17 protein-coding genes are annotated in these 21,087 nt (G+C 72.9%); 7 read left to right on the top strand and 10 right to left on the bottom strand.

All coding sequences use genetic code 11. The features are described from left to right. The first annotated feature begins 13 nt into the window (after positions 1-13). Positions 14-2,134: a SpoIIE family protein phosphatase gene (locus tag ABEB12_RS08505; RefSeq protein WP_185064364.1), complete on the top strand. Its 2,121-nt coding sequence runs from the start codon at positions 14-16 to the stop codon at positions 2,132-2,134. An 8-nt stretch (positions 2,135-2,142) separates the two neighbouring features. Here ABEB12_RS08505 and ABEB12_RS08500 read toward each other — a convergent pair whose 3' ends face one another. Further along, complete coding sequence (locus tag ABEB12_RS08500) at positions 2,143-4,590, bottom strand: polysaccharide lyase family 8 super-sandwich domain-containing protein (RefSeq protein WP_185064363.1); 2,448 nt, start codon at positions 4,588-4,590, stop codon at positions 2,143-2,145. A gap of 28 nt (positions 4,591-4,618) precedes the next feature. Continuing rightward, positions 4,619-5,731, bottom strand: coding sequence for an FAD-dependent oxidoreductase (locus ABEB12_RS08495; protein ID WP_185064362.1), 1,113 nt, complete (start codon positions 5,729-5,731; stop codon positions 4,619-4,621). A gap of 246 nt (positions 5,732-5,977) precedes the next feature. Here ABEB12_RS08495 and ABEB12_RS08490 point away from each other — a divergent pair, with 246 nt between their 5' ends. Continuing rightward, positions 5,978-7,147 carry a right-handed parallel beta-helix repeat-containing protein gene (locus ABEB12_RS08490; RefSeq protein WP_185064361.1) on the top strand — a complete coding sequence of 390 codons (1,170 nt, stop codon included), beginning with the start codon at positions 5,978-5,980 and terminating at the stop codon, positions 7,145-7,147. A 240-nt stretch (positions 7,148-7,387) separates the two neighbouring features. Here ABEB12_RS08490 and ABEB12_RS08485 read toward each other — a convergent pair whose 3' ends face one another. The 5 genes from ABEB12_RS08485 to ABEB12_RS08465 form a co-directional block, all read right to left on the bottom strand. Beyond that, a complete protein-coding gene (locus ABEB12_RS08485; RefSeq protein ID WP_185064360.1) occupies positions 7,388-9,298 on the bottom strand; it encodes a hypothetical protein in 1,911 nt (636 codons plus the stop codon). A gap of 58 nt (positions 9,299-9,356) precedes the next feature. Next, positions 9,357-9,704: a DoxX family protein gene (locus ABEB12_RS08480; RefSeq protein WP_185064359.1), complete on the bottom strand. Its 348-nt coding sequence runs from the start codon at positions 9,702-9,704 to the stop codon at positions 9,357-9,359. A gap of 81 nt (positions 9,705-9,785) precedes the next feature. Continuing rightward, complete coding sequence (locus ABEB12_RS08475) at positions 9,786-10,097, bottom strand: tetratricopeptide repeat protein (protein WP_185064358.1); 312 nt, start codon at positions 10,095-10,097, stop codon at positions 9,786-9,788. Positions 10,098-10,141: 44 nt separating this feature from the next. Then, positions 10,142-11,137: a TerC/Alx family metal homeostasis membrane protein gene (locus tag ABEB12_RS08470; RefSeq protein WP_185064357.1), complete on the bottom strand. Its 996-nt coding sequence runs from the start codon at positions 11,135-11,137 to the stop codon at positions 10,142-10,144. A gap of 39 nt (positions 11,138-11,176) precedes the next feature. Continuing rightward, positions 11,177-12,067: an MmyB family transcriptional regulator gene (locus ABEB12_RS08465; protein ID WP_185064356.1), complete on the bottom strand. Its 891-nt coding sequence runs from the start codon at positions 12,065-12,067 to the stop codon at positions 11,177-11,179. A 168-nt stretch (positions 12,068-12,235) separates the two neighbouring features. Between ABEB12_RS08465 and ABEB12_RS08460 the strand changes: the two genes are divergently transcribed. Beyond that, on the top strand, positions 12,236-12,931 hold the full coding sequence (locus ABEB12_RS08460) for a DJ-1/PfpI family protein (protein WP_185064355.1): 696 nt from the start codon (positions 12,236-12,238) through the stop codon (positions 12,929-12,931). A gap of 788 nt (positions 12,932-13,719) precedes the next feature. Beyond that, the gene (locus ABEB12_RS08455) at positions 13,720-14,223 is read left to right on the top strand and encodes an NUDIX hydrolase (protein ID WP_185064354.1); all 504 of its coding nucleotides are present in this window, start codon (positions 13,720-13,722) and stop codon (positions 14,221-14,223) included. Here the strand turns inward: ABEB12_RS08455 and ABEB12_RS08450 are convergent. Both ABEB12_RS08450 and ABEB12_RS08445 read right to left on the bottom strand, forming a co-directional pair. Then, positions 14,191-14,919 carry a GNAT family N-acetyltransferase gene (locus ABEB12_RS08450; RefSeq protein WP_185064353.1) on the bottom strand — a complete coding sequence of 243 codons (729 nt, stop codon included), beginning with the start codon at positions 14,917-14,919 and terminating at the stop codon, positions 14,191-14,193. The two genes, ABEB12_RS08455 and ABEB12_RS08450, sit on opposite strands and share 33 nt — an antisense overlap. 12 nt (positions 14,920-14,931) lie before the next feature. After that, positions 14,932-16,512: an HAL/PAL/TAL family ammonia-lyase gene (locus tag ABEB12_RS08445; RefSeq protein ID WP_345702667.1), complete on the bottom strand. Its 1,581-nt coding sequence runs from the start codon at positions 16,510-16,512 to the stop codon at positions 14,932-14,934. A gap of 72 nt (positions 16,513-16,584) precedes the next feature. Between ABEB12_RS08445 and ABEB12_RS08440 the strand changes: the two genes are divergently transcribed. Continuing rightward, positions 16,585-18,912, top strand: coding sequence for an Rv1355c family protein (locus ABEB12_RS08440; RefSeq protein ID WP_185064352.1), 2,328 nt, complete (start codon positions 16,585-16,587; stop codon positions 18,910-18,912). On the opposite strand, the gene ABEB12_RS08435 is transcribed toward ABEB12_RS08440, so the two are convergent. Next, entirely contained in the window at positions 18,866-19,606 is a 741-nt protein-coding gene (locus ABEB12_RS08435) for a helix-turn-helix domain-containing protein (protein ID WP_185064351.1), read from the bottom strand. The genes ABEB12_RS08440 and ABEB12_RS08435 overlap by 47 nt on opposite strands. A 130-nt stretch (positions 19,607-19,736) precedes the next feature. Here ABEB12_RS08435 and ABEB12_RS08430 point away from each other — a divergent pair, with 130 nt between their 5' ends. Further along, complete coding sequence (locus ABEB12_RS08430; protein WP_185064350.1) at positions 19,737-20,897, top strand: ABC transporter substrate-binding protein; 1,161 nt, start codon at positions 19,737-19,739, stop codon at positions 20,895-20,897. A gap of 3 nt (positions 20,898-20,900) precedes the next feature. Next, entirely contained in the window at positions 20,901-21,059 is a 159-nt protein-coding gene (locus ABEB12_RS08425; RefSeq protein ID WP_185064349.1) for a hypothetical protein, read from the top strand. The last annotated feature ends 28 nt before the right edge of the window (positions 21,060-21,087 follow it).

Here is a 21,087-nt window from a genome sequence, read left to right as displayed (position 1 = left end):
GCAGACTGCGGCCGTGACCGTTCGGCTTCAACGGCGGCTTCGCCTGCCACCTGACGCGGCATCCACCCGTCGCGCCCGCTCAATGCTGCGGGCCGCGCTGGGCGAAGCCGGCCTGGCCGCACACAACCCCGACGACGGTAACAACTCCGGCGACACCGATCACGACCTCATAGACATCGTGCTGCTTTTGGCCAGCGAATTGTGCGATAACGCCACGTTACATGCCGGCACGGAGTACGAGGTCGAGGTTGATATCGATTCGGAGCGGGTGCTCGTCACGGTGACCGACCACGGCGCCGGGCCGCTGGAGCTCTATCTCGGCGAGCCCCGGCCCCGGTTCGGCCGGGCGTCCAGCCACGGGCGCGGGCTGCTGCTCGTGGAGCGGCTGTCCAGCGCGTGGGGCACCCGGCACGAACGGGGCGGCACGCACCGCACCTGGTTCTCGGTCAGCCGGGGCGACCACCCGGTCGCGGAGACCAGCGAGGCCCAGGAGGTTCCGGATTTCGCCAAGCTGGAACCCACGCTGCCGGACGCCGACCAGGTGCGCAGGCTGCTGCACATGCCGGCCCGGCTGGCCGCCCGGCTGGACACGCCCACGCTGGCCACCGAGCTGTCCCGGCGGCTGCGCGAGATGCTGGCCGCCGAATGGGTGACGGTGGACGTGGACCACGGGGACGGCGGCGGCACCGTGCCGCTGGCCCAGGCCGGGTCACCCCCGGTGACCCTGGTCGGGGTGCGGTTCCAGGAGTTCGCGCTGCCGCTCACCGCGCCGCTGCGCGGCACGCTGCGGGTGCCCACGCCCGGCGGGGTGGACCTGCGCACCTCCCGGATGGCCGAGCTGACCGCCGAACGGATCGCGCTCACCGTCGAGCTGGACTGGCTGCGCGGCGCCGACCTGCGCCGGCGGTCCTGGATGACCTACCTGGCGGACGCCAGCGAGCTGCTCGGCCAGTCCATGAACACCGACCTGGTGGTCGCGCTGGTGCCGCAGGTGGTGGTGCCCCGGCTGGGCCAGTGGTGCGCGGTCTACCTGCTCGGCAACGCCGGCGGCCCGCCCGGAACCGCCGGGCGGCAGTACCGGCTGGCCGCGATCACCCACGCCACCGAGGACGTGGTGCCCGAGCTGCGCACCGCGCTGGAGGACACGCCGCCGGTCGAGCTGGCCCGCTACCTGAAGGAGATGACCGGCGGGGCCACCGCGCCGGCCTGGTTCTCCGACCCGACCGACGGCATCGTGGTCGCGCTCACCGTGCACGGCCGGCCGATCGGCGCACTGGCGGTCGGCCGGCCGGCGCGGCGCTCGCACACCCCGGAGGACGTCGCACTGGTCGGCGACATCGCCCGCCGCGCCTCGCTGGCCATCGACAACGCCCAGTCCACCGCCGCACACATCGCCACGTCGCAGGCCCTGCAGCACGCCCTGCTGCCCCGGGGACTGCCGGACGTGGAGGGCGTGGACTTCGCCGCCGAGTACCTGCCGGCCAGCGCCGGCAGCGACGTCGGCGGCGACTTCTACGACATCCTCAGCGTGCAGCCGTACCAGTGGCTGGCCTCCATCGGGGACGTGTGCGGCAAGGGCGCGGCGGCGGCCGCGCGCACCGGGATGGTGCGCGACGTGCTGCGCGTGCTGGTCCGTGAGGGCCGCTCGCTGAAACGGGCGGTGCAGCTGCTCAACGACGTGATGATGGACGCCGCCGACCCGTACCAGTTCTGTACGCTGGCCACCGCGCTGGTCACCAAGAACGGTTCCGGTGAGCCACCCGGGCTGACCATCGAGCTGCTGCTGGCCGGCCACCCGCAGCCGATGCTGGTGCGCGCGGACGGCCGGTGCGAGTTCATCGGCGCGCACGGCACGGCGGTCGGCCTGGTCAGCAGTCCCAAGCTGGTCACCAGCACGCACCGGCTGGAGCCGGGCGACACCTTCGTGGCCTACACCGACGGGGTCACCGAACGGCGCAGGGGACGCGAGCAGTTCGGCCCCGACCGGCTGCTGGCCGCCGCCGCGCAGGGCGCCGGCCAGACGTCGCGCCAGCTGATCACGTCCATCCGCAACGCGGTGGAGTCCTTCTCCGCCACCCCGCCCAACGACGACATCGCCCTGCTCGCGCTGCGCCTGGCCACCACCGCCACCTGATTCAGTGATTAGCTGAGTACCAGGGTTTGCGGGGCGCCCAGCGAGTTGGCCACGTTGACCTGGACGACCAGCTTCGGGTCGGTGGCGACCACGGTGACCGTGGGATCGGCGCGGACCACCCGTGCGCCGGGGCGGTCCACGGTGAGGCGCAGCGTGTCCTGCCGCTGCGTGGGGTCGGCCACGGTGACCACCCAGCCGTCCTGCCGTGGTCCCCACATCACGGCGGCCGGGCCGGACACGCTGACCCGTTCCACCCCGGCGGCGGCGTGGAACAGCGCGCCGACCAGGTCCTGCTCCACCCGCACCGCCTGCACCAGCGGAGTGTTGACCAGCACCGTCCACCGGCCCACCGACGCCCCGGTGACCTCCGGCGTCGCGCCCGGCAGCACCGCGTAGGCGTACCGCGCGCCGGCCGGGCGTACCCCGTGGTCCAGCCAGACCCGCTGGTAGCGGCGGTTGTACGGGGTGAGGGTGCCGGCGGTGTTGGCGCCGGTGTCGATGTCCCGCCAGCTGCCGGTGCGGTCCTCCCGGAGCACCCCCAGGATGCCCTCCGGCGGCGCGTCCAGCGCCGCTCCCAGCATCACGTAGCCGCCGACCCCTTCCAGGTGCAGCCAGCGCGCCCCGGGCAGCGGCGCCCGCTGGCCCAGCTCGGTCGGCGCCGCGCGGCCCTCCACCAGCAGCGCGCCGGTGCCCTTCTCCCCCAGGTTGCGGTTCTCGATCACCGTGCGCACCGGGGCTCCGGTGCCGTCGGTGATGTCGCAGCCGAGGCAGAGCACCGCGCTGGGGGTGAAGAACCAGGCCTTCTTGGCCCGCAGCGTGCCGTCCTGGGCCACATGGTCCAGGCCGTGGCAGCCGTGCCGGTCGTCGAACCGGACGCCGCCGGCGTAGTCCGTGCCGCCCTTGGGCAGCGGCTCGCCGAGCAGCGGCGGGGGCGGCGTGTCCTTGCCGGTGGTGCCGGGCAGCGCCGAGGCGTCCACGGTGGGCCAGTAGGCGTCGGCGTAGTGGTCCGGGTGTTCCGGCAGGCCGACGTAGAGCACCCCGTCGCCGGTGTACCAGCCGCGCTTGTTCTGCCCGTTGATCGCCTCGTACCGGCAGGTCCGGGTCGAGCTGAGGCCAAGCGAGGCCGACCAGGCACCCCCGGCGCGGTGCACCATCCGGTCCATCTGGGGGAAGACCAGGTGCCGCTCGGCGGAGTCCGGGGAGGCCGACTCGTCCTCGGCCAGCGCCTCGACGTACTCCACCTCGGGCACCCCGACCGGCTGAGGCCCGCCGGCGTAGCGGCTCAGGTCCAGCGGTTCGCGCTCCGGCAGCACGCCACGCCCGCCCAGCCAGCCGGCCACCGAGGCGGCCAGCCGGTCCCTGGCCGGCTCCGGGGCGGTGCGGGCCAGCAGGGCGACCGCCGCGATCAGCTGTTTCCCCGCGTCCGCACCGGTCTCGCCCTGCCGTGACAGCATCCGCCCGCGCACCGACTCGTGCATCGAGCCGGCGAACAGGAACGGCGCGAACGACTCGTCCACCGAGTCCCGGAACCGCTGGCGCGCCTCCGGCTCGAGCTGGTACCGGGTGCCCCCGGTGACGTGCACCAGGCCGGCCACCGCGGTCAGCAGCACCAGCCCGTAGTGCCCCGGATAGGGCACCGAATCGTGCTGGATGAACGAGCCGTCGGTGCGGAACCCGTCGCCCTTCGTCACCTTGGCGACCAGGCTGTCCGCGCCCTTGCCGGCGGTATCGGTCACCGCCGCGACGCCGGCGGCCACCCGCGCGGGGTCCCCGGCGAGCGCCCCGGAGATCACGGTGATCAGCGCCTTGTCCGCCCGGTTGGCGCCGGTCTCCACGGTCTCCGGCTTCACCGTGCGCCGGTTCGGGTCGGCCACGAACCGCAGCACCGGCCGCAGGTAGCGCGCCCGGTCCGCCGCCGGCAGCCGGTCATCCAACGCGACGATGGTCTGCAGCAGCCAGTACGGCACGCCGATCTCGTAGACGTACCAGTTGCCCTGCTCGGTGGTGCCCTCGTTGTACTGGTTGCGGTAGAGCCAGTCCAGCGCGGCCAGCAGCCGGCCGGGCAGCTCGGGGCGCTTGCCGGTGGCCGACCCCGGGGTCGCCCAGGCCACCGTGATCGTGCGCAGCCGGTAGTACATCATCGGGAAGTACTGGCTGCCCGGGCCCTTCGGCAGGTCCGGCCACAGCGGCCGGGCGTCCGTCCCGTCCCCGTTGCCCGGTTCCGCCAGGCCGTCGGCGTAACGCCCGGCGACCGCGTCCAGCGCGGCCAGCGCCCGGTCACGGGCCGGCGAGGAGCGGTCCACGCCGATCTGCAGCTCGCGGTACGCGGTCACGATCCGGTCCAGCTCGTCCAGCGGCCCCGGCTCGCCGGCACAGCCGGGCAGCGCCGACGCGGTCAGCCCGGCCAGCGCCGTGAGTCCGGACCACTGAATTACCTGTCGCCGGCTGACTGACATGTCCCAAGCTTCGCGGACCCGTCGGCGATCACCGCAAGCGGGTCGGGGCCAGCGCGTCCGGCTCGAGGGCTATGTCGGCCGGCGGACTCTGGCCCAGCAGGACCGAAGCCGCGAACTCGGCGAGCGCCGGCGCCATCTGGATCCCGTAGCCACCCTGCCCGGCGTAGAACGCGAATCCGGGGTGCTCCGGCCAGCCGCCGACCACCGGCCCGCCGTCCGGGGCGAACGTACGCAGCCCGGCCCACACCGCGCGCACGCTGCGCAGGCCCAGCCGGGTGACGTCGTTCACCGCCTCCAGCGCGCGGGCGATGTGCAACTCGTCCGGCTTGGCGTCCCCCGGCTCCACCGGGTCCGCGTCGGCCGGGGAGACCAGCACGCCGTCCCCTTCCGGCCGGAAGTACCAGCGCTCGGCGGTGTCGGTGACCACCGGGTCGCCGCGGCCCAACCCGGCCGCCGGGTCCACCGGTGCGGTGCAGACCCCGCGCCGCTTCGGGGTGAAGCCGGCGGGTGGCACCCCGGCCATGCCGGCCACCCGGTCCGCCCAGGCGCCAGCCGCGTTCACCACCAGGTCACAGTCCAGCCGGTGCTCGCCCGCCACCACCCGCCAGCCGCCGCCCCGCCTCGGCCGCATCGACCGCACCGGCGCACTGGTCACGATGCTCCCCCTCCGGGCGACCAGCCCGCGCCGGTAGGCCTGGTGCACGCCGAGCACGTCGATGTCCATGCCGCCGCCGTCCCAGCCGGCCCGCCGGACCGCCTCCGGGCGCAGCGCGCGGCAACGGTCCAGCGCCTCCCGCGCGGTCAGCTCGACCAGTTCGGGCTGCGCCGCCAGCTCCTCGGCGAGGGCATGCTCACTGCGCTCGTCGGTGGCCACCATCAGGCACCCGCGTGGGGTCAGCGGGTCGGCCAGCTCGAACTCGGCGGCCAGCCGGTCGAACCGGGACCGGCTGGCCACGGTCAGCGCGCGCACCGGCGGCGGTCCATAGCTGGGCAGGTAGGTCGCCGCCGACCGGCCGGTGGAATGCACCGCCAGCGTCGACTCGGCCTCCACCAGCACCACCCGGTCCGCGCCGAGGCGCGCCAGCTCGTAGCCGATGGACACCCCCGCGATCCCGCCACCGACAACCACCACGTCCGACATGCACTCTCTCCTTTGCGGCCGCCCACCACCCAGCCCGCCCACGACCCAGCCCGCCACCCTTCCGAACGGGCACCTAACGTGTCATCCCCACAGGTTCGCCACATGAGTGATCAGTAGTCTGGTAGCTGAGTTCCGAGTCCGGAGGCAGTCATGCATCGACCCGCCCAGCCACCCTGGGGGCCGCCGGGCGGTGCGCCTCCGCCATCGGGAGGCGGGGCACCGCCCCCGGGTGCGCCGCACCCCGGTATGGCCCGCCGACCAGGCCCACCACCGCCCGGCCCCGGGATACGCCCCGGCCCACCGCCGCCCGGTCCGCGCCCCGGCGCGGGTCCGAGGCCAGGCCCCGGCGGCACCCGCCCCGGCCTGCCCCCGCCCGGTTCGGTCCCGCCCGGTTCGGTCCCGCCGGGATACTCGGCCGGCGGCGAGCCGCCGCGCCGGCGGCCACCCTGGCTGTGGATCGGCCTGGCCGCCGCCATCGTGGTCGTCCTGGCCGGCAGTTACCTGATCGCCAGCCAGTTCGGCGGCGGTCCCACCGGAACCCGCACACCGGCCGGCGGCTCGCCGAACGGCCAGCCGGAAGCCCTGAGCAACTGCACCGCGAACGTGGTCGACGCGTCGGGCGCCCGGCAGGCGTTGGAGGCCGCCAAGCCGGGCGACCGGATCTGTCTCAACGGCGACCTGGGCAACGAGGAGCTGCAGCTGCGCCGGTCCGGGGTGGAGAAGCAGCCGATCACCATCCTCGGCGGCGGAACCGCGACCACCGGGCAGATCACCGTGCGCGGCGACCACGTGGTGGTCGACGGCGTGCGCATGTCCAAGCCCCGCTCGCCCGGTTTCATGCTGATCGGCAACGACATCACGGTGCGCGCCAACGTGGTGGACAGCCCCCAGGTCGTGAAGAAGGGCGACGACGGCGACGGCATCCGGTTCTTCGGCAACGACATCAAGATCGTGCACAACCTGATCCGCAACGTGGTCAACCTGAACGGCCAGGACGGCAACCACGCCGACGCGATCCAGACCTACGCGACCTCGGACGAGAACGGCCCCAGCCAGCGGGTGCTGATCGACGGCAACCGGTTCGAGGAGATCGACAACATGTGCATGATCGCCGAGGGACCGGACAGCGAGGCCGGCGACGGCACCGGCGACGGCAAGTCGGGCCAGTTCACCATCACCAACAACTACTGCGACAACGGTGCCGGCCAGGCGTTCTTCTTCGACGACATCTCGGACGTGACGCTCACCGGCAACGAGGTCGTCGGCAAGATCGACAAGGCGTTCTCCCTGCAGAACGACTCCACCGGTGCGACCATCCGGGACAACAAGATCAGTCCGAAGGTCGGCTACGAGGTCGGCATGGACGACTCCTCCGAGGACGGCTACAACGGCCCCAAGCCCGGCGGCGGCCCCTGACCCACTGACCGGGCCGGCCCTCCGACCGTGCAAGTTCAGTCCCGAGTCATGCCCGGCCGTCAAGTTGGCCCCCCGGGGCGTGCAAGTTTGACCCGGGCTCTGGCCAACCGGCTCGACCCGAGCCACCGCCGGCCGAGGTGACCCGGGCCGCACCTGACCAGTTGCCCCGAGCCGACCGGGTTGACACGGGGCTCTGGCGCACCGAGTTTGCCCCGAGCCGCGCGAGGCGTCACCCGTGTCTTAGAACGGTGGTAATTCGGGTTCTGGGTCGGTGATGCGTTCACCTCTGGTGTGATAGCGGCGCCCGAGTGGGCTGATCCAGATGAACTGGCCTGGTTGGGGTTGGGTGACGGTCCAGCCTCCTTCGTGTTTGAGCCGATGGTCGTACTTGCAGCCGGGTCCAAGGTTGGTGCTGGCGGTGGCGCCGCCGTGTTGGTGGTCGACGGTGTGGTCCTGCTCGGATTGGGTGGCGGGCCGTCGGCAGCCGGGGGCGGTGCAGGTGCGGTCGCGGATCTGCACATACCGGCGCAACCCGCGCCCGGGCATTCGCCGCCCCGTCTGGCCCTCCCGGTCGGCGTCGGGGGCGGTGTGGGCATGGTGGTATTGGGTGGCGATGTCGCGGATCACCCCGGCCCAACCCGGTGGTGGGTCCTTACTCAACCGGGCCAGGACGGTGGCCGGGACAGCCAGCTCGACGATCCCACCGTCGGCGCGGTATACGGGTGGGCCGGTGGCGGGTCTTCGGCGGGTGAGGCCTTCGGCGAGTAGGTAGCCCTCATGGTCGGTGACCGCCCATCGCCATTGCCCCTGGTGTTGGCGGGCGACTGCCTGCCGGGCGGTCTGGGCGAGAATCGGCCCCCAGCCGGGCAGCTCGCCGGGCAACTCGTTGACCCCGGCAAGGCTGTCGAGCCGGGCGCGGACCTCGATGCCGGTCACTTGGCCGAGGGGTGCGCGCTCGCTGCTCGCCGGTCGAGGCGAGGCAGCCGGCTGGCGGTCATGCGGACCGTCCTCCGCCAGTCCGGCATCATCTGGTCCGGCCCAGGACGGCTCGGCGCTGGCGAGCTCGGCACAGTCCGGCTCGGCGTTGTCCGCATGTGCCCGGCCTGGCTCGGCGTTGTCTGCCGGGGTGGTGCTCAACTCGGGGCAATCCGGTTCGGGACTGTGTGGTTCGGGGCACGCCGGGCCTTCGGCCGCCCCGGTTGCGACTTGTGCGACTACAGCCGTTGGGACTTCGGCCGTTGGGACTTCCGTCGCTGAGACGTCGGCGGAGGGGACGGCGCCCGTTGGGGCTTCGGCCGCCGCGGCGTCGCTCGGCGTGGCTTCAGCGGTTGGGGTTGGGATCTGTGCGGCCTCGGCCAGCAGAGCGGCGATCATTTCCGCACGGGTCAGGTGATGGAAACGGCCATCCAAGAGCCGCAGGTAGATGTCCGCCCGCAACTGGTCGATGAGGCCGGGGTGTCCCGCGCGTTTCGCCGCTCGGGCCAGCTGGGAGATGCGTTCGGTCGCGGCGGCGGCCTCGTCCGGCGGCAGGCCCGACGCACTGATGACCGCGGTGCCGTCGGGGTTCAGATAACCCACCACCGCACGCTCGGCCAACGCCCGCTCGTAGGCATCCTCGGCATGGTCCGGATCCGCAGTGATGATCAGTTTCAGGATGCGGGCGCGCAGCTGGCCGGTGGTCAACCCCGGTGCCGCCGCCAGGACCGCGTTCAGCACCTTCACGATCAGCGCGGCCGGTAGACCGGCCAGGTGCTGGACGAACACCAGCGCCCGGCCCCGATCGACCCGCCCGGCCAACATCTCCGCATGCACCGCCGGCAAACCCCGACACAACAGGTAGGCGAACTCGGACTCGTTCCACCCCTGCCGACGGGTCATCGCCAACGCCGCCCGCACCTCATCCGCCGCGTAACGATCCGGCTCCACCAGACACACCACCGAACCCGGGCTGGCGGACGGGTCACGCTCCAGCGTCGAGGCGACCGCGCCGAGGTACACCCCGTCGGTATGCGACCGCTGCCGCGCGGAGGCCTGCAGATAGTCGATCACCGAACCGTTCGGCACCGCCGTCACATCGATCGAGGCCAACAGCGAGCCCAGCGCTGGGCCGACGGGGGTCCCCGCCAGCCGCGCACCAAGCCCGCCATCCATGTATTCGATTATACGTTCGATCACCGACACTTTTCGCCGGACTCGAAACAAAGATCGTCTAGTAGTACCAGAGGTTGGTCACCAGAGCGCCCACCACCAGCGTAAAGAACGCCGCCCACGGGCCGAGCTGGAAATCGCGCACCCGCAGATGGGCAAAGAACGCGCCGACGAAATACAGCACCAGGCCGCCGGCGGCGAACAGTCCGAGCCACGGCACGGCAAACCCGACCAACAGCCCCAACGCGCCCGACGCGAGCAGCGTGCCCAGCGGCCACCGCCACGAGCTGGGTACCCGCATCTTGCGGGCCTGCTCCCGCACGTACTCGTGGCCGAGGAAGTTGCCGAGCGCGGCGAGACCGGTGAACAGCGCGGCGAGGACGGTGACGGTGGCATGGACGGCGAACACGAGTACCTCCGGTGGACGTTGATAACCCCACCGACGCCCCGACCCCGGCAAAGGTGACCGGTCAGCGGCAAACCGCCGACGTCACCCGCTCATGGCCTCGGCCAGCCGCAGGTGACCGGCCGCCTCGTCGTGCCGGCTCTGCCGCTGCAGGGTGCGCCCGAGCAGCAGGTGCGCGTAGTCGGAGGCCGGGTCCTGCTCCAGCACCCTGCGCAGCTGCGCCTCGGCCCGTCCGAGCTGCGCCGAGTGGTAGTAGGCCCGGGCCAGCAACATGCCCAGCGCCGCGTCCTCGGGCACCTCGGCGACCAGCTCGGCGAACAGCCGCGACGCCGTGACGTAGTCCTTCGCGTCGAAGAACATCCTCGCCCGGTAGTACCGCTCCGCCATCGTCTCCATCGTGTGCCTCCTTCCGGAGCGACACAACGCGGCGACCGGCCGGCTCATTCCGGCTTGCGCTGCTGCCCCCGCAGGCTGCCCGGGTGCGCCTTGGCCGACGGGTCGCGACGGGTCTTGACCAGGCTGGCCACGGTGACCACCACCAGCACGCCGATGATCACGCCGAGGCTGACCGGGGTCGGGATCTCCGGCACCCGTTCGTCGATGTCCACGTGCGCCCAGTGCAGCATCAGCTTGACCCCGATGAACGCCAGGATCACCGAGAGGCCGGCGGACAGGTACACCAGCCGGTCCAGGAGCCCGGTGACCAGGAAGTACAGCGCACGGAGGCCGAGCAGCGCGAACGCGTTCGCGGCGAACACGATGTAGGGCTCCTCGGTCACGCCGAACACCGCCGGGATGGAGTCCAGCGCGAATAGCAGGTCCACCCCGCCGATGGCCACCAGCACCACCAGCAGCGGGGTGACCATCCGCCGCCCGTCGACCCGCGCGAACAACTGCCCGCCCACGTAGTCGTCGGTCACCGGCAGCAGCCGCCGCGCCGTGCGGACCACGACGTTGTTCTCCACGTCCGGGTCCTCGTTGCGGTGCCGGAACAGCTGGATCGCGGTGAACAGCAGCAGCAGGCCGAACAGCAGGAACATCACCGAGAACACGGAAAGCAGCGCGGCGCCGACCGCGATGAAGATCCCGCGCATGATCAGCGCCAGCACGATGCCGAAGGTCAGCACCTTGTGCTGGTACTCGGCCGGCACCACGAACGTGGACATGATGATCACGAAGACGAACAGGTTGTCGACCGAGAGGCTCTTCTCCACGATGTAGCCGGCGAAGTACTCGGCGCCGAACTCACCACCGTGGACGGAGGCGAACCACACCCCGAAACCGACCGCGACCAGCACGTAGAACACCGACCACGCGCTCGCCTCGCCGAACCCCACCCGGTGCGGACGCATCGCGGCCAGCGCCAGATCCACCGCGAGCAGGGCCACGATCAGCCCGATGGTCACGGCCCAGGTCAACAGGCTGATCTCGAGCACGCCACCTCCGCGGGACGGATATCGGAACGCGGCCGGATGTTATCCATCCGCCTCCCCCGGAGCGAGCAGGCGCACCGCGCCGGGACCTCCGGTGGCCGTCCAGCCGCCGAGCAGCTCCAAGGCCCGCCGCGAAGGAGACCCCGGCTCGGTGGTGTAGACGAACAGCGTGGTGTCGGGGTCACCGGGCGGGTTGAGGGTCTCGTACTCGACGGTCAGCTCGCCGACCACCGGATGGCGCAGCCGCTTCGAGCCGTGGGTGCGCTGGTGCACCCGATGCTGCTCCCACCACATGCCGAACTCCCGGCTGAGCTCGCGGAGCTCGGTTACCAGTGCGGTGGTGACCCGGTCGTCCGGGTCGTCGCCGACGTCCAGGCGCAGGCTCTGCACCGCGGCCCTGGCCTGGTCCGGCCAATCGACGAACAGTGACCGTGCATCCTCGTCGAGCAGGATCCAGCGCGCGTAGTTGCGCTGCTTCGGCGGTATCCGGTCGAAGTCCGTGAACAGCGCCCGGGCCAGGCGGTTGGCCGCCAGCACGTCGGTGCGCCGCCCGAGCACCAGTGCCGGCTGGTCCTCCAGGGCGTCCAGCAGCTGATAGAGCCCGGGTCGCACGCGCTGCACCCCACGCACCCGGCGGCGGGCCGGCGCCCCGGTGAGCCCGATCAGGTCCTCCAGGTGCGCCCGCCCGGCCGCGTCCAGCTCGAGCGCGCGGGCGATCGCCGCCACCACCGCCGGCGAAGGGACGATGCGCCGGCCCTGTTCCAGCCGGGCGTAGTAGTCGGGGGACACCCCCGCCAACAGCGCGACCTCCTCGCGGCGCAGGCCCGGCACCCGGCGCACCCGTCCGTCGGGCGGAAGGCCGGCCCGCAACGGGTCCACCTGGGCGCGCGCCCGCCGGAGGAAGTCGGCGAGCTCGCGGTTGGTTCCGGCCACCCGACCGATTGTTCCCGATCCGGCGTGTTCCCGGCTGGACCTCCGCGTCCTAGGTTCGCGCGACCTCGGTCCGACCGGGCGCGGAATGGGCGTCCACGGCGGTTCCCCCGAGCCACGCTGAAGTCACGCCGAATTCACGCCGAACCGGCCGAACGAGAGGAACCGCTGGTGAGCAAGATCCTGATCGTCATGTCCGCCGCCGATGCCTGGGAGCGCACCGACGGCTCGTCGTACCCGACCGGGTACTGGGCCGAGGAGCTGGCCGCGCCGCACCAGAAGTTCGTCGAGGCCGGCTACCGGGTGGACTTCGCCTCCCCGGGCGGGGTGCTCCAGCCGCTGGACCGGCACAGCGCCGACCCGGAGATCGCCGGAGCCGACTGCGCCCGCCACGTCGCGCACGCCGAGCGCGCGCTGCGCGAGTTCGGCCCGCCGCTCAAGCTGAACGAGGTGGACATCGCCGACTACGTCGCGGTGGTGCTTCCCGGCGGGCACGGTCCCGTGGTCGACCTCCACCGGGACACCGCCCTCGGCCGCCTGCTCACGGAGGCGGACGCGGCCGGGAAGCTCATCGGGGCCGTCTGCCACGGACCGGCCGGCCTGCTCGCCGCCGTCGACCCGGCCGGCGGGTGGGTGTTCGAGGGACGGAGGCTGACCGCGTTCACCGACGAGGAGGAGAGACTTTTCGGCACGGCGGACGGCGCACCGTGGCTGCTCGCCAGCCGGCTCCGGGAGATGGGCGCCCACCACTCGGGAGGGCCCGCCTACCAGGCGTTCACCGTGCGCGACGGGAACCTGTTCACCGGCCAGAACCCGGCATCCAGCGGTCCCATGGCCGACGCAATGATCGCCGCGCTGGACAACTGACTCTCGACGGGAACGGCCGCAAGGAGTAGAAACGTGTCCACGGGGAACGCCGGCTGGCCAAGGTTGCGCCGGAGGAGAAGGCCCAATCTCCCGGCCGGAGATCCCCAGCCCGAGTGCCGGGTACCCACGCGAAGTCACGCCGCCAAAAGGCAAGGGCGCCGTGGGTTTGCCTCAGTCGGCGGTTGTCGCCTTCTGAAGCCGAGACCGTTACACGGCCGCTTAGTGCACGCCTGGTAACCCGGTCACTCGGGCTCCCCGGGGGCGCGCGGGCAGGTTAGGATCATGAACCCACCGGCGGCGCCTTCGAGTCGGTGCGCGGCCGGGGCTCGACCCCGGTGGCCGATGGCCGCACCGCACTCGAGTTCCGCGCCGGATGAACGATTTGGGAAGCAGCCGCCCTGGTCCCCGACGTGCCGACCTGGGCGGCGACTCCTCCCCCGGCACCCCTCACATGTCCCGTGTGAGCTGTGCCACACGACAAGCGTAGCGCATCGCGTTTGACGCTTTCAACAGGGGTCGAACCAATTGCGAATACCCCTAGGGGAACACAATTTCAGGACACTGAATTGCCGGCACAGAATTGCAAAGGGCCGCGTTTCGGCGATTTCCACCTGGTGTAATCTCCTCGGCCCCGGATGAGCCGTTCCGGTGCCTTCCCCCGACGCCGGGCGGCTCATCCGGGACCCAATTCGCATTCCGCGTTCCCGATCGTGAACACCCGGATGAGTCGACGTCCCGCCCGGCTCGTCGTGCCGGCCGAGCGCGGTTGGCGGTCTATCGTCGCGCCGGTGATCGAGGGGGAGAACGACCGGTGGCGTCCGGTGCCGGTGCCGCCGGGGATGCCCGTGGCGCGGGTTTACGGATGGCTGGTCGACCAGGTGGGCCGGGTACTGCTGCACGACCACGGCAACGGGAACTATCAGCTGCCCGGCGGCACGCCGGAGGGCGGTGACGGCGATCTGGTCGAGACGCTGCGGCGTCAGGTGCTGGCGGACGCGCGGGTGACCGTCGCCGAGGCCGTGCAGCTGGGCTATCGGGCAACCGACGAGGGCGGGGAACCGAGGGCTCTGGTCAGCATGGTCGGGCGGATCGGCGAGGTGCTCCCCCGCCGGGTCGGCCCGGACCAGGATCGGCGGGTGCGCCGCCTGATGACCTCGCTGGACGCGGCCCCGGCGCTGCTCGGCTGGCGCACCACCGGGCCCCAACAGGCCGTCGCCGCCGCCCTGTTCGCGGAGAAGCGCTGGGACCTGCCCGCCTGTTCACCGCTGGCCTTCACCACCTACGCGGACTAGCCACTCCCGCAGCGCCGGCTCGAGGCGCCCGATGAGCGGCTCGATCTCGGCGGGCACCTCGGTGGGCGTGCAGACGATGATCCGCAGGTCGTCGTCGAGGTGCGGTGCCGGCGCGAGCGGGGCGTCGGCGGTGCGGTAGCCGAGCCGGAGGAAGACCCGCTCCTGGCCTTCCCGCACGCCGGCGGTGCCCCAGATCAACCGGCGGTCCAGCACCCGCGCCAGCGCGGTGCCGGCCAGCAGCAGGTGGCTGGCCAGTCCGTGCTGCCGCCAGGCCGGATCGACGATCAGGCGCCCGCCCTCCAGCACGTCGGAGTCGGCGCAGCGGGCGGCGGTGACCATCTCGGCCGCGGCGCGCGGGTTGATCTCGCGGATGCGGCTGGCCGGCAGCGCCTCCAGCCGGGCGTAGCGGACGCAGCCGACGATCCGGGCGCCGAGGGGTTCCCGCAGGATGAGGTGGTAGGCCGGCGCGTCGTGCGGGTCGGGATCGTGGAAGCCCCCGTCGGCGCGCCGGAAGGCCGGGCGCTGCCCGCCGTTCCAGGCCACCCGGGCGCGGAACTCCCGCATCTCGTCCAGCCACCCGCCGGGGGTGCACCGCGGCTCGTCCAGCCATCCGGCGGGGGCGCACCGCAGCTCCAGGGGCAGTTGCTCGGCGGTCGGGTGGCGCTTCTTCTCGGCGGTGCCCGACGTCGGTTCCATGTTCCGCTCCGCTCAGCCGGCCAACGGGGCGGTGGGCAGCTCGTCCAGTACGCCGGCCGCCCGCCGCACGTCCACGTCCAGGGGGCGGTCCGGGTCGACCGGGTCGACGCGCTCGGCCAGCCGGGCCAGCAGCTCCGAACCGGCCGCCGAACCGGGCTCGCGGCCACCGAGGTGCACCGCCTGCCGCAGCGCGACGGCCAGCGAGCCCTGCACCCAGCGCAGCTTCCGCGCCTGCTCGTACGCGGACAGAGCGGCCTGGGTGCCGAGCGGGACCACGTCCTGGTTGTGCTGGTTGGTGGGGATGCTCTGCATGGCCGCCGGGGTGACCGCGCGGCGCATCGCCACCACGATCGCCGTGGCCGTGATCTGCACGCCGGTGAGGCCGTGCTGGCGTCCCGGCTCCGCCGCCAGCGACGCGGGCAGCCCGTTGCTGCGGTGCGGGTCCATCAGCAGGTCCAGCTGGCGTTCGGCGAGGTTGGCCAGCTGGGTGAGCACGATGGACAGCAGGTCGGCGGCGAACGCGACCGGCTGGCTGAAGAAGTTGCCCCCGTGCACCACCTCGCCCTCGCCGGGGAAGAACAGCGGGTTGTCGCTGACCCCGTTCAGGTCGGTGGTCACCACCTCCGTGGCCTGCCGGGCCGCCCCGAGCACCGCCCCGGCCAGCTGCGGGACGCAGCGCAAGCTGTACGGCTCCTGCAGTGGCCGCCGGCCGGACGGCGTGGCGCCGCGCAGCCGCTCGCGCAGGTAGCCGGCCGCGTCGATGCCGCCCCGGTGGCCGGCGGCGCGCAGCAGCCGTTCGGAGGTGAACTCGTGGCCGGCGCCGAGCACCTCCGCGAGCAGCGCGCTGAGCGCGAGCCCGGCGGCCACCGACCGGAGAGCCCGCGCGCCGGCCAGCCCGGCCGCCGCACTGGTCAGCGACGTCCCGTTGACCAGCGCCAACCCGTCCCGGCCGGCGAGGGTCAGCGGGGCCAGCCCGGCCCGCTCGAGCGCCACCGACGCCGGCAGCCGGGTCGCGCCGACGAACATCTCGCCCCGCCCCATCAGCGCGGCGACCGCGTGCGCCAGCGGCGTGAGATCCCCGCTGGCCCCCACCGACCCGTACTCCGGTACCACCGGCGCGAGCGGGGTGGCCAGCGCGTCCACCAGTGCGCTCACCACCGACGGGGGGACGCCCGACCGGCCCTGCGCCAGGCTCCAGGTGCGGGCCAGCAGCATGGCCCGCACCACCGCCGGCGGCAGCGCCTCCCCCTGGCCGGTGGCCAGGAAATCGACCAGGCCCTGGGACTGCTCGGCGGGGTCCGGCCTCGGGTGGTAGCCGACCAGCGACCCGTAGCCCGTGGTCGCGCCGTAGACCGGACGGCCGGAGGCGACCACCTCGTCGACGTAGGCCCGGCAGTCCCGGATGCCGCGCAGGGCTTGTTCACCGATCTCCACCCGCACCGGTTCCGCCGCGGCTTCCAGGTCCGAAGGGGTCAGCCGGCCGGGGAAGCGCAGCACTCGGCAGGCCCGCACGACCACCAACCCGCACCTCCCGGACTCCTCGGCACCGCCCACCATGCCCACCACCGAGGCGGCCGGGTAGCGGCGGTCCACCCACCGGACCGGCGCTACCCGATCGCGTCACGGGTGCGGTAGGTGTTGTGCCGTATGCCCCAGGAGGCGCATGTGAGTGAAGATCCGCGCGGACGACTCCGCCGCCTGGCCGACCGCGGCACCGACCATGCCGACTCCGCCGACGCCGCCGGGTGGCGGCCGACCTTGTTCCGCCTCGACCGGAACGGCACCGACGGGCTCACCGCGCTGCTCGACTCGGGGGCGGTGCGCCGGGTGCACGACCGGCTGGCCGACCAGCTGAGGGCGCTGGTCGCCACCCGCCGGCCCGCCGACCGCCACCCCGCCGCCGAGCTGGAACGGCGGGCGTGGGCGTTCCTGGTCGGCCGGCATCCGGCCGACCACGGCACCTGGGTCTGGTATCCGTGGTCCGGGACGCTGGTGCACACGCTGCCCGAGGCCGAGTACCGCGAGCTGCGCACCGCCCGCAACCGCCACAAGATCACCACCACCGAGCAGCGCCGGCTGGCCGGCACCCGGATCGGCGTGGTGGGCCTCTCGGTCGGCAACGCGGCCGCCGTGACGCTCGCCCTGGAGGGCATCGGCGGGGCTTTCAAGATCGCCGACCTGGACCGGCTGGAGCTGTCCAACCTCAACCGCATCCGGGGCCGGCTGGCCGACCTGGGCGCGGAGAAGACGGTGCTGGCCGCCCGGCAGATGTTCGACGTCGACCCCTACCTGGAGATCGAACGGTGGGCCGGCGGCATCCGGCCGGAGAACGTGGACGAGTTCCTGCTCGGCGGCGGGAAGCTGGACCTGGTCGTGGAGGAGTGCGACGACCTGCACCTCAAGGTGCTGATCCGGGAGCGCGCCCGGGCGCACCGCATCCCCGTGCTGATGGACACCAGCGATCGCGGCATGCTGGACGTGGAGCGGTTCGACCTGGAGCCGGACCGGCCGGTCTTCCACGGCCTGGCGCCCTCGGTGCGCGCGGCGGACCTGTGCGGCCTCGCCGCCCCGGACAAGATCCCGTTCATGCTGGCCATCCTGGACGAGGAGCGGCTGAGCACCCGGGCGGCGGCCTGCCTGCCGGAGGTCGGGCACACGCTGGAGACCTGGCCCCAGCTGGCGTCCGGTGTCGCCCTGGGCGGGGCGGTGGTCGCGGACACCGCGCGGCGGCTGCTGCTCGGCGAGCCCGTCCCCTCCGGGCGCTACTACGTGGACCCGGACGCGCTGGTCGCCCCCGGCGCCGGGCTGCATCACACCCCGCCCACCGTCCCCACGGCGACCGCCGGAAGCGACGCGCCGGCCCTGCCACCGGAACCCCGGCGGGGCGCGGTCTGCGCGGAGGCCGCGCGGTGGATCGCCGCGGTCGGCACGCTGGCACCGTCCGCGCACAACGCCCAGCCCTGGTCACTCACCTGGCGCGGCGACGCGGCCCGGCTGGAGTGCCGGCACGACCCGGCCCGGGACCTGCCCAGCCTGGACTTCGAGCACGGCGCCACCTGGGTGGCCTTCGGCGCCCTGGCGGAGAACCTGGAGCTGGCCTCGGCCCACCTCGGCCTGCGCGCGGACACCCGGACCTGGCCCGATCCCGATGACCCGGCGCTGGTCTGCACGGTCACCCTCACCCCGGGGCCGGCATCGCCGAGGGTGCCGATCGAGGTGGTCGGCCGGAGGGCCACCAACCGGCGGCGCGGCCCGCGCCGGCCGCTGGGGGCGGGGCTGGCCCCGCTGCTCGAGGCGGCCTGCGCGGAGGCGGGCGGCCGGTTGCGGCTGCTGGCCGCCGAGCCGGAACTGGCCGAGATCGGCGCGCTGATCGGCGCCGGCGACCGCCTCAGCCTGCTGAACGAACCGATGCACCGGGACGCCATGGCGGGCTACCGGTGGACCCCCGAGGAGGCCCGGGCCCGGCCCTACGGGCTGGACCTGGCCACGGCCGAGCTGACCGGGGCGGAACAGGCGGTGTTCCGGGTGCTGCGCCAGTGGCGGGTCATGGCGTGCCTGTCCGAGTTCGGCGGTGGCCGGGCGCTGGAGGACCTGGCCCGCTCCTCGGTGGCCGGCGCGTCGGCGGTCGGCCTGATCACCGTCCCGGGGACGGCCAGGGAGAGCTACCTGCGCGGCGGGCGGGCCATGCAGCGGCTGTGGCTCGCCGCCACGGCGCACGACGTGGCACTGCAGCCGATGACCGCGCTGCCCTACCTGTTCGCCCGCCTCGAACGGGGCGGTGGTCAGGGCCTCGACCAGGGCGAACGCGCTTCGTTGCGCGCGCTGCGGACCCGGTACCGGAGGCTCTTCGACACCGGCACCGATGAGGCCGAGGTACTGCTGTTCCGGCTGGCGCACGTGGCGGCGCCGTCGGCGCGCTCCCTGCGCCGCCCGCTGGACCAGGCGTTCAGTTCGAGCCGGGGCAGCGGGTCAGGGACCGCAGGTTGGCGCTGATCACCGGGGCCGTGCGGCGCACCGCCTCGGCCAGCACCGGCAGTTTCCGGGCGTCCAGGGTGCTGGCCGCCAGTGCCGCGACGATCCGCCCGTCCCGGGTCCGCACCGGCGCGGCCACGCACACCACCGGCACGTACCGCCGCTCCTCGTCATAGGCCAGGTCCGCCTGGCGGGCGGCGTCGACCCGGCGGGCCCACTCACGCCCGGAACAGCCCTCCGGGACCGCGGGCTCCCGCGAGGAGGCGGCGAACAGCAGCTCCGGCGCGGTCCCCGGCGGCAGCACGGTTCCGGCGCGCAGCGGGAAGACCTCGTTGACCTCCCGGCCGACCCCGTCCACCAGCATCACCCGTTCGCGGTCGAAGACCGCCAGGCTGAAACCTCCCGCACCGGTCGCCCGGGCCAGCCGCCGCAACGGCGAGGCGGCGGCCGCGCGGAACTCCTGGGCCGGCCGCCAGGACTGGCCGAACCGGAAGATCCGGGGCCCGAGCTGGTAGCGGCCCGCCCGGCGTTGCACCGCGTTCAGCGCGGCCAGCTGGTCGAGCAGGCGGTGGGCAGTGGCCTTCGGCAGGCCGGCGTCGGCGGCCAGCCGGGTGAGCCCGAGCTCCTCGCCCCGCCCGAGCACCTCGAGCAGCGCGAAGGCGCCCTCGAGCACGCCGCGCCCTTCGCCCGGCTGTCTGCTCCGCCCGTCCGCCACGCCACCTCACCGTACGGCGGTCCATTTCGGTGACCTTGCGATCGGCTTGCCGCGGCCGGGCCGCAAGGTCACCGCAAGCCCGCCGCGCGAGGGTGTCCGGCGCCCCCAGCACCGAGGAGGACCACCGAAGATGCGTTTCACGAAGTTGTTGCTGGCCACCGCGCTGCCCCTGGCGCTGACGCTGTCGGCGTGCGGCGGGGGCACCGGGACCCCGCGGGCGGCGGACACCATCAGGATCGGGTTCCTCGGGGACCTCACCGGGGAGAGCTCCGGGCTGGTCATCCCGCCCCGCAACGGCGCCAAGATGGTGATCGACGACTACAACGCGACCAATCCGCCGAAGAAGATCGAACTGATCGAGTACGACAGCCAGGGCAGCCCCGACCAGGCCGTTCCACTGGTCACCAAGGCGGTGTCCCAGGACAAGGTCGTGGCCATGATCGGGCCGACCTTCTCCGGCGAGTCCAAGGCCGCCGACCCGGTCCTGGAGCAGGCGAAGATCCCCAACATCTCCCCGGTGGCCACCAACCCGGACCTGGCCAACAACGGTTGGAAGTACTTCCACCGGGTGGTGGCCAGCGACGCCGAGCAGGGTCCCGCGATCGCCAACTTCCTGGTCGCGGCCAAGAAGCCGCGCAAGGTGTTCGTGGTCAGCGACGACCAGGAGTACAGCGTGGGGCTGGCCAACGCGGTGGGCAAGCAGCTGGGCACCAAGGGCGTGCGGATGGAGCGCGACCAGTTCGCGCAGGCCGCCTCCGACCACTCGTCCACGGTGGCCAAGATCAAGGCGTTCGCGCCGGACGCGGTGTTCTTCGGCGGCTACTACTCCCAGGGCGGCCGGCTGCTCAAGCAGATCCGGGACGCCGGGATGACCGCCACCTTCGTCACCGGTGACGGCAGCCTGGACGTCGGCCTGGTCACCGGCGCGGGCCAGCGGGCCGCCGAGGGAGCCATCGTCGGCTGCCCGTGCGCGGTGCCCGGCGCCAAGGCGACCAAGGGCGCACTGAAGACCTTCTACGACACCTACCGCGCCCGCTACCACACCGATCCCGCCGTCTACGCCAGCGAGGGAGCGGACGCCGCGACCGCGTTCGTCAAGGCCGTCCAGGCCGGTCACACCACCCCGGAGGCGATCAACAGCTTCCTGGCCACGGTCAGCTTCCCCGGCGTGGCCAAGCTGACCAAGTTCCAGCCCAACGGCAACGTGGTCGGAGCCGCGATCTTCATCCACCAGGTGCGCAACGGGAAGCTGGAGCTGCTCGGCAACGCCAAGGACGCCAAGCTGGGTTAGGCCGTGTTTAAGAAGTCCCGGTCGATGGGCTTCGTGATCCAGGTGGTTTCCGGCAAGGCGGAGGCATGGCCTCGTACCGGGGTACGTGGCCGTGCCGACAACGCGGCCGGGGACCACCTGGGCGCGAAGACCGCGATCGAGGGCTTTTTAAACACGGCCTAGTTGCCGAGGGCTGACGATAACAAGTGAC

It is taken from the genome of Actinospineispora eucalypti (assembly GCF_039543365.1).
Lineage (GTDB): Bacteria > Actinomycetota > Actinomycetes > Mycobacteriales > Pseudonocardiaceae > Pseudonocardia > Pseudonocardia eucalypti.
The sequence above is the reverse complement of the archived record's forward strand: the minus strand, read 5'-3'. Positions and strand labels throughout refer to the sequence as shown.

Coding starts and splice junctions, on each gene's coding strand:
- ABEB12_RS08500 (WP_185064363.1), bottom strand. CDS start 4,590: ATGTCAGTCAGCCGGCGACAGGTAATTCAGTGGTCCGGACTCACGGCG.
- ABEB12_RS08495 (WP_185064362.1), bottom strand. CDS start 5,731: ATGTCGGACGTGGTGGTTGTCGGTGGCGGGATCGCGGGGGTGTCCATC.
- ABEB12_RS08490 (WP_185064361.1), top strand. CDS start 5,978: ATGGCCCGCCGACCAGGCCCACCACCGCCCGGCCCCGGGATACGCCCC.
- ABEB12_RS08485 (WP_185064360.1), bottom strand. CDS start 9,298: ATGGATGGCGGGCTTGGTGCGCGGCTGGCGGGGACCCCCGTCGGCCCA.
- ABEB12_RS08475 (WP_185064358.1), bottom strand. CDS start 10,097: ATGGAGACGATGGCGGAGCGGTACTACCGGGCGAGGATGTTCTTCGAC.
- ABEB12_RS08450 (WP_185064353.1), bottom strand. CDS start 14,919: ATGGAACCGACGTCGGGCACCGCCGAGAAGAAGCGCCACCCGACCGCC.
- ABEB12_RS08430 (WP_185064350.1), top strand. CDS start 19,737: ATGCGTTTCACGAAGTTGTTGCTGGCCACCGCGCTGCCCCTGGCGCTG.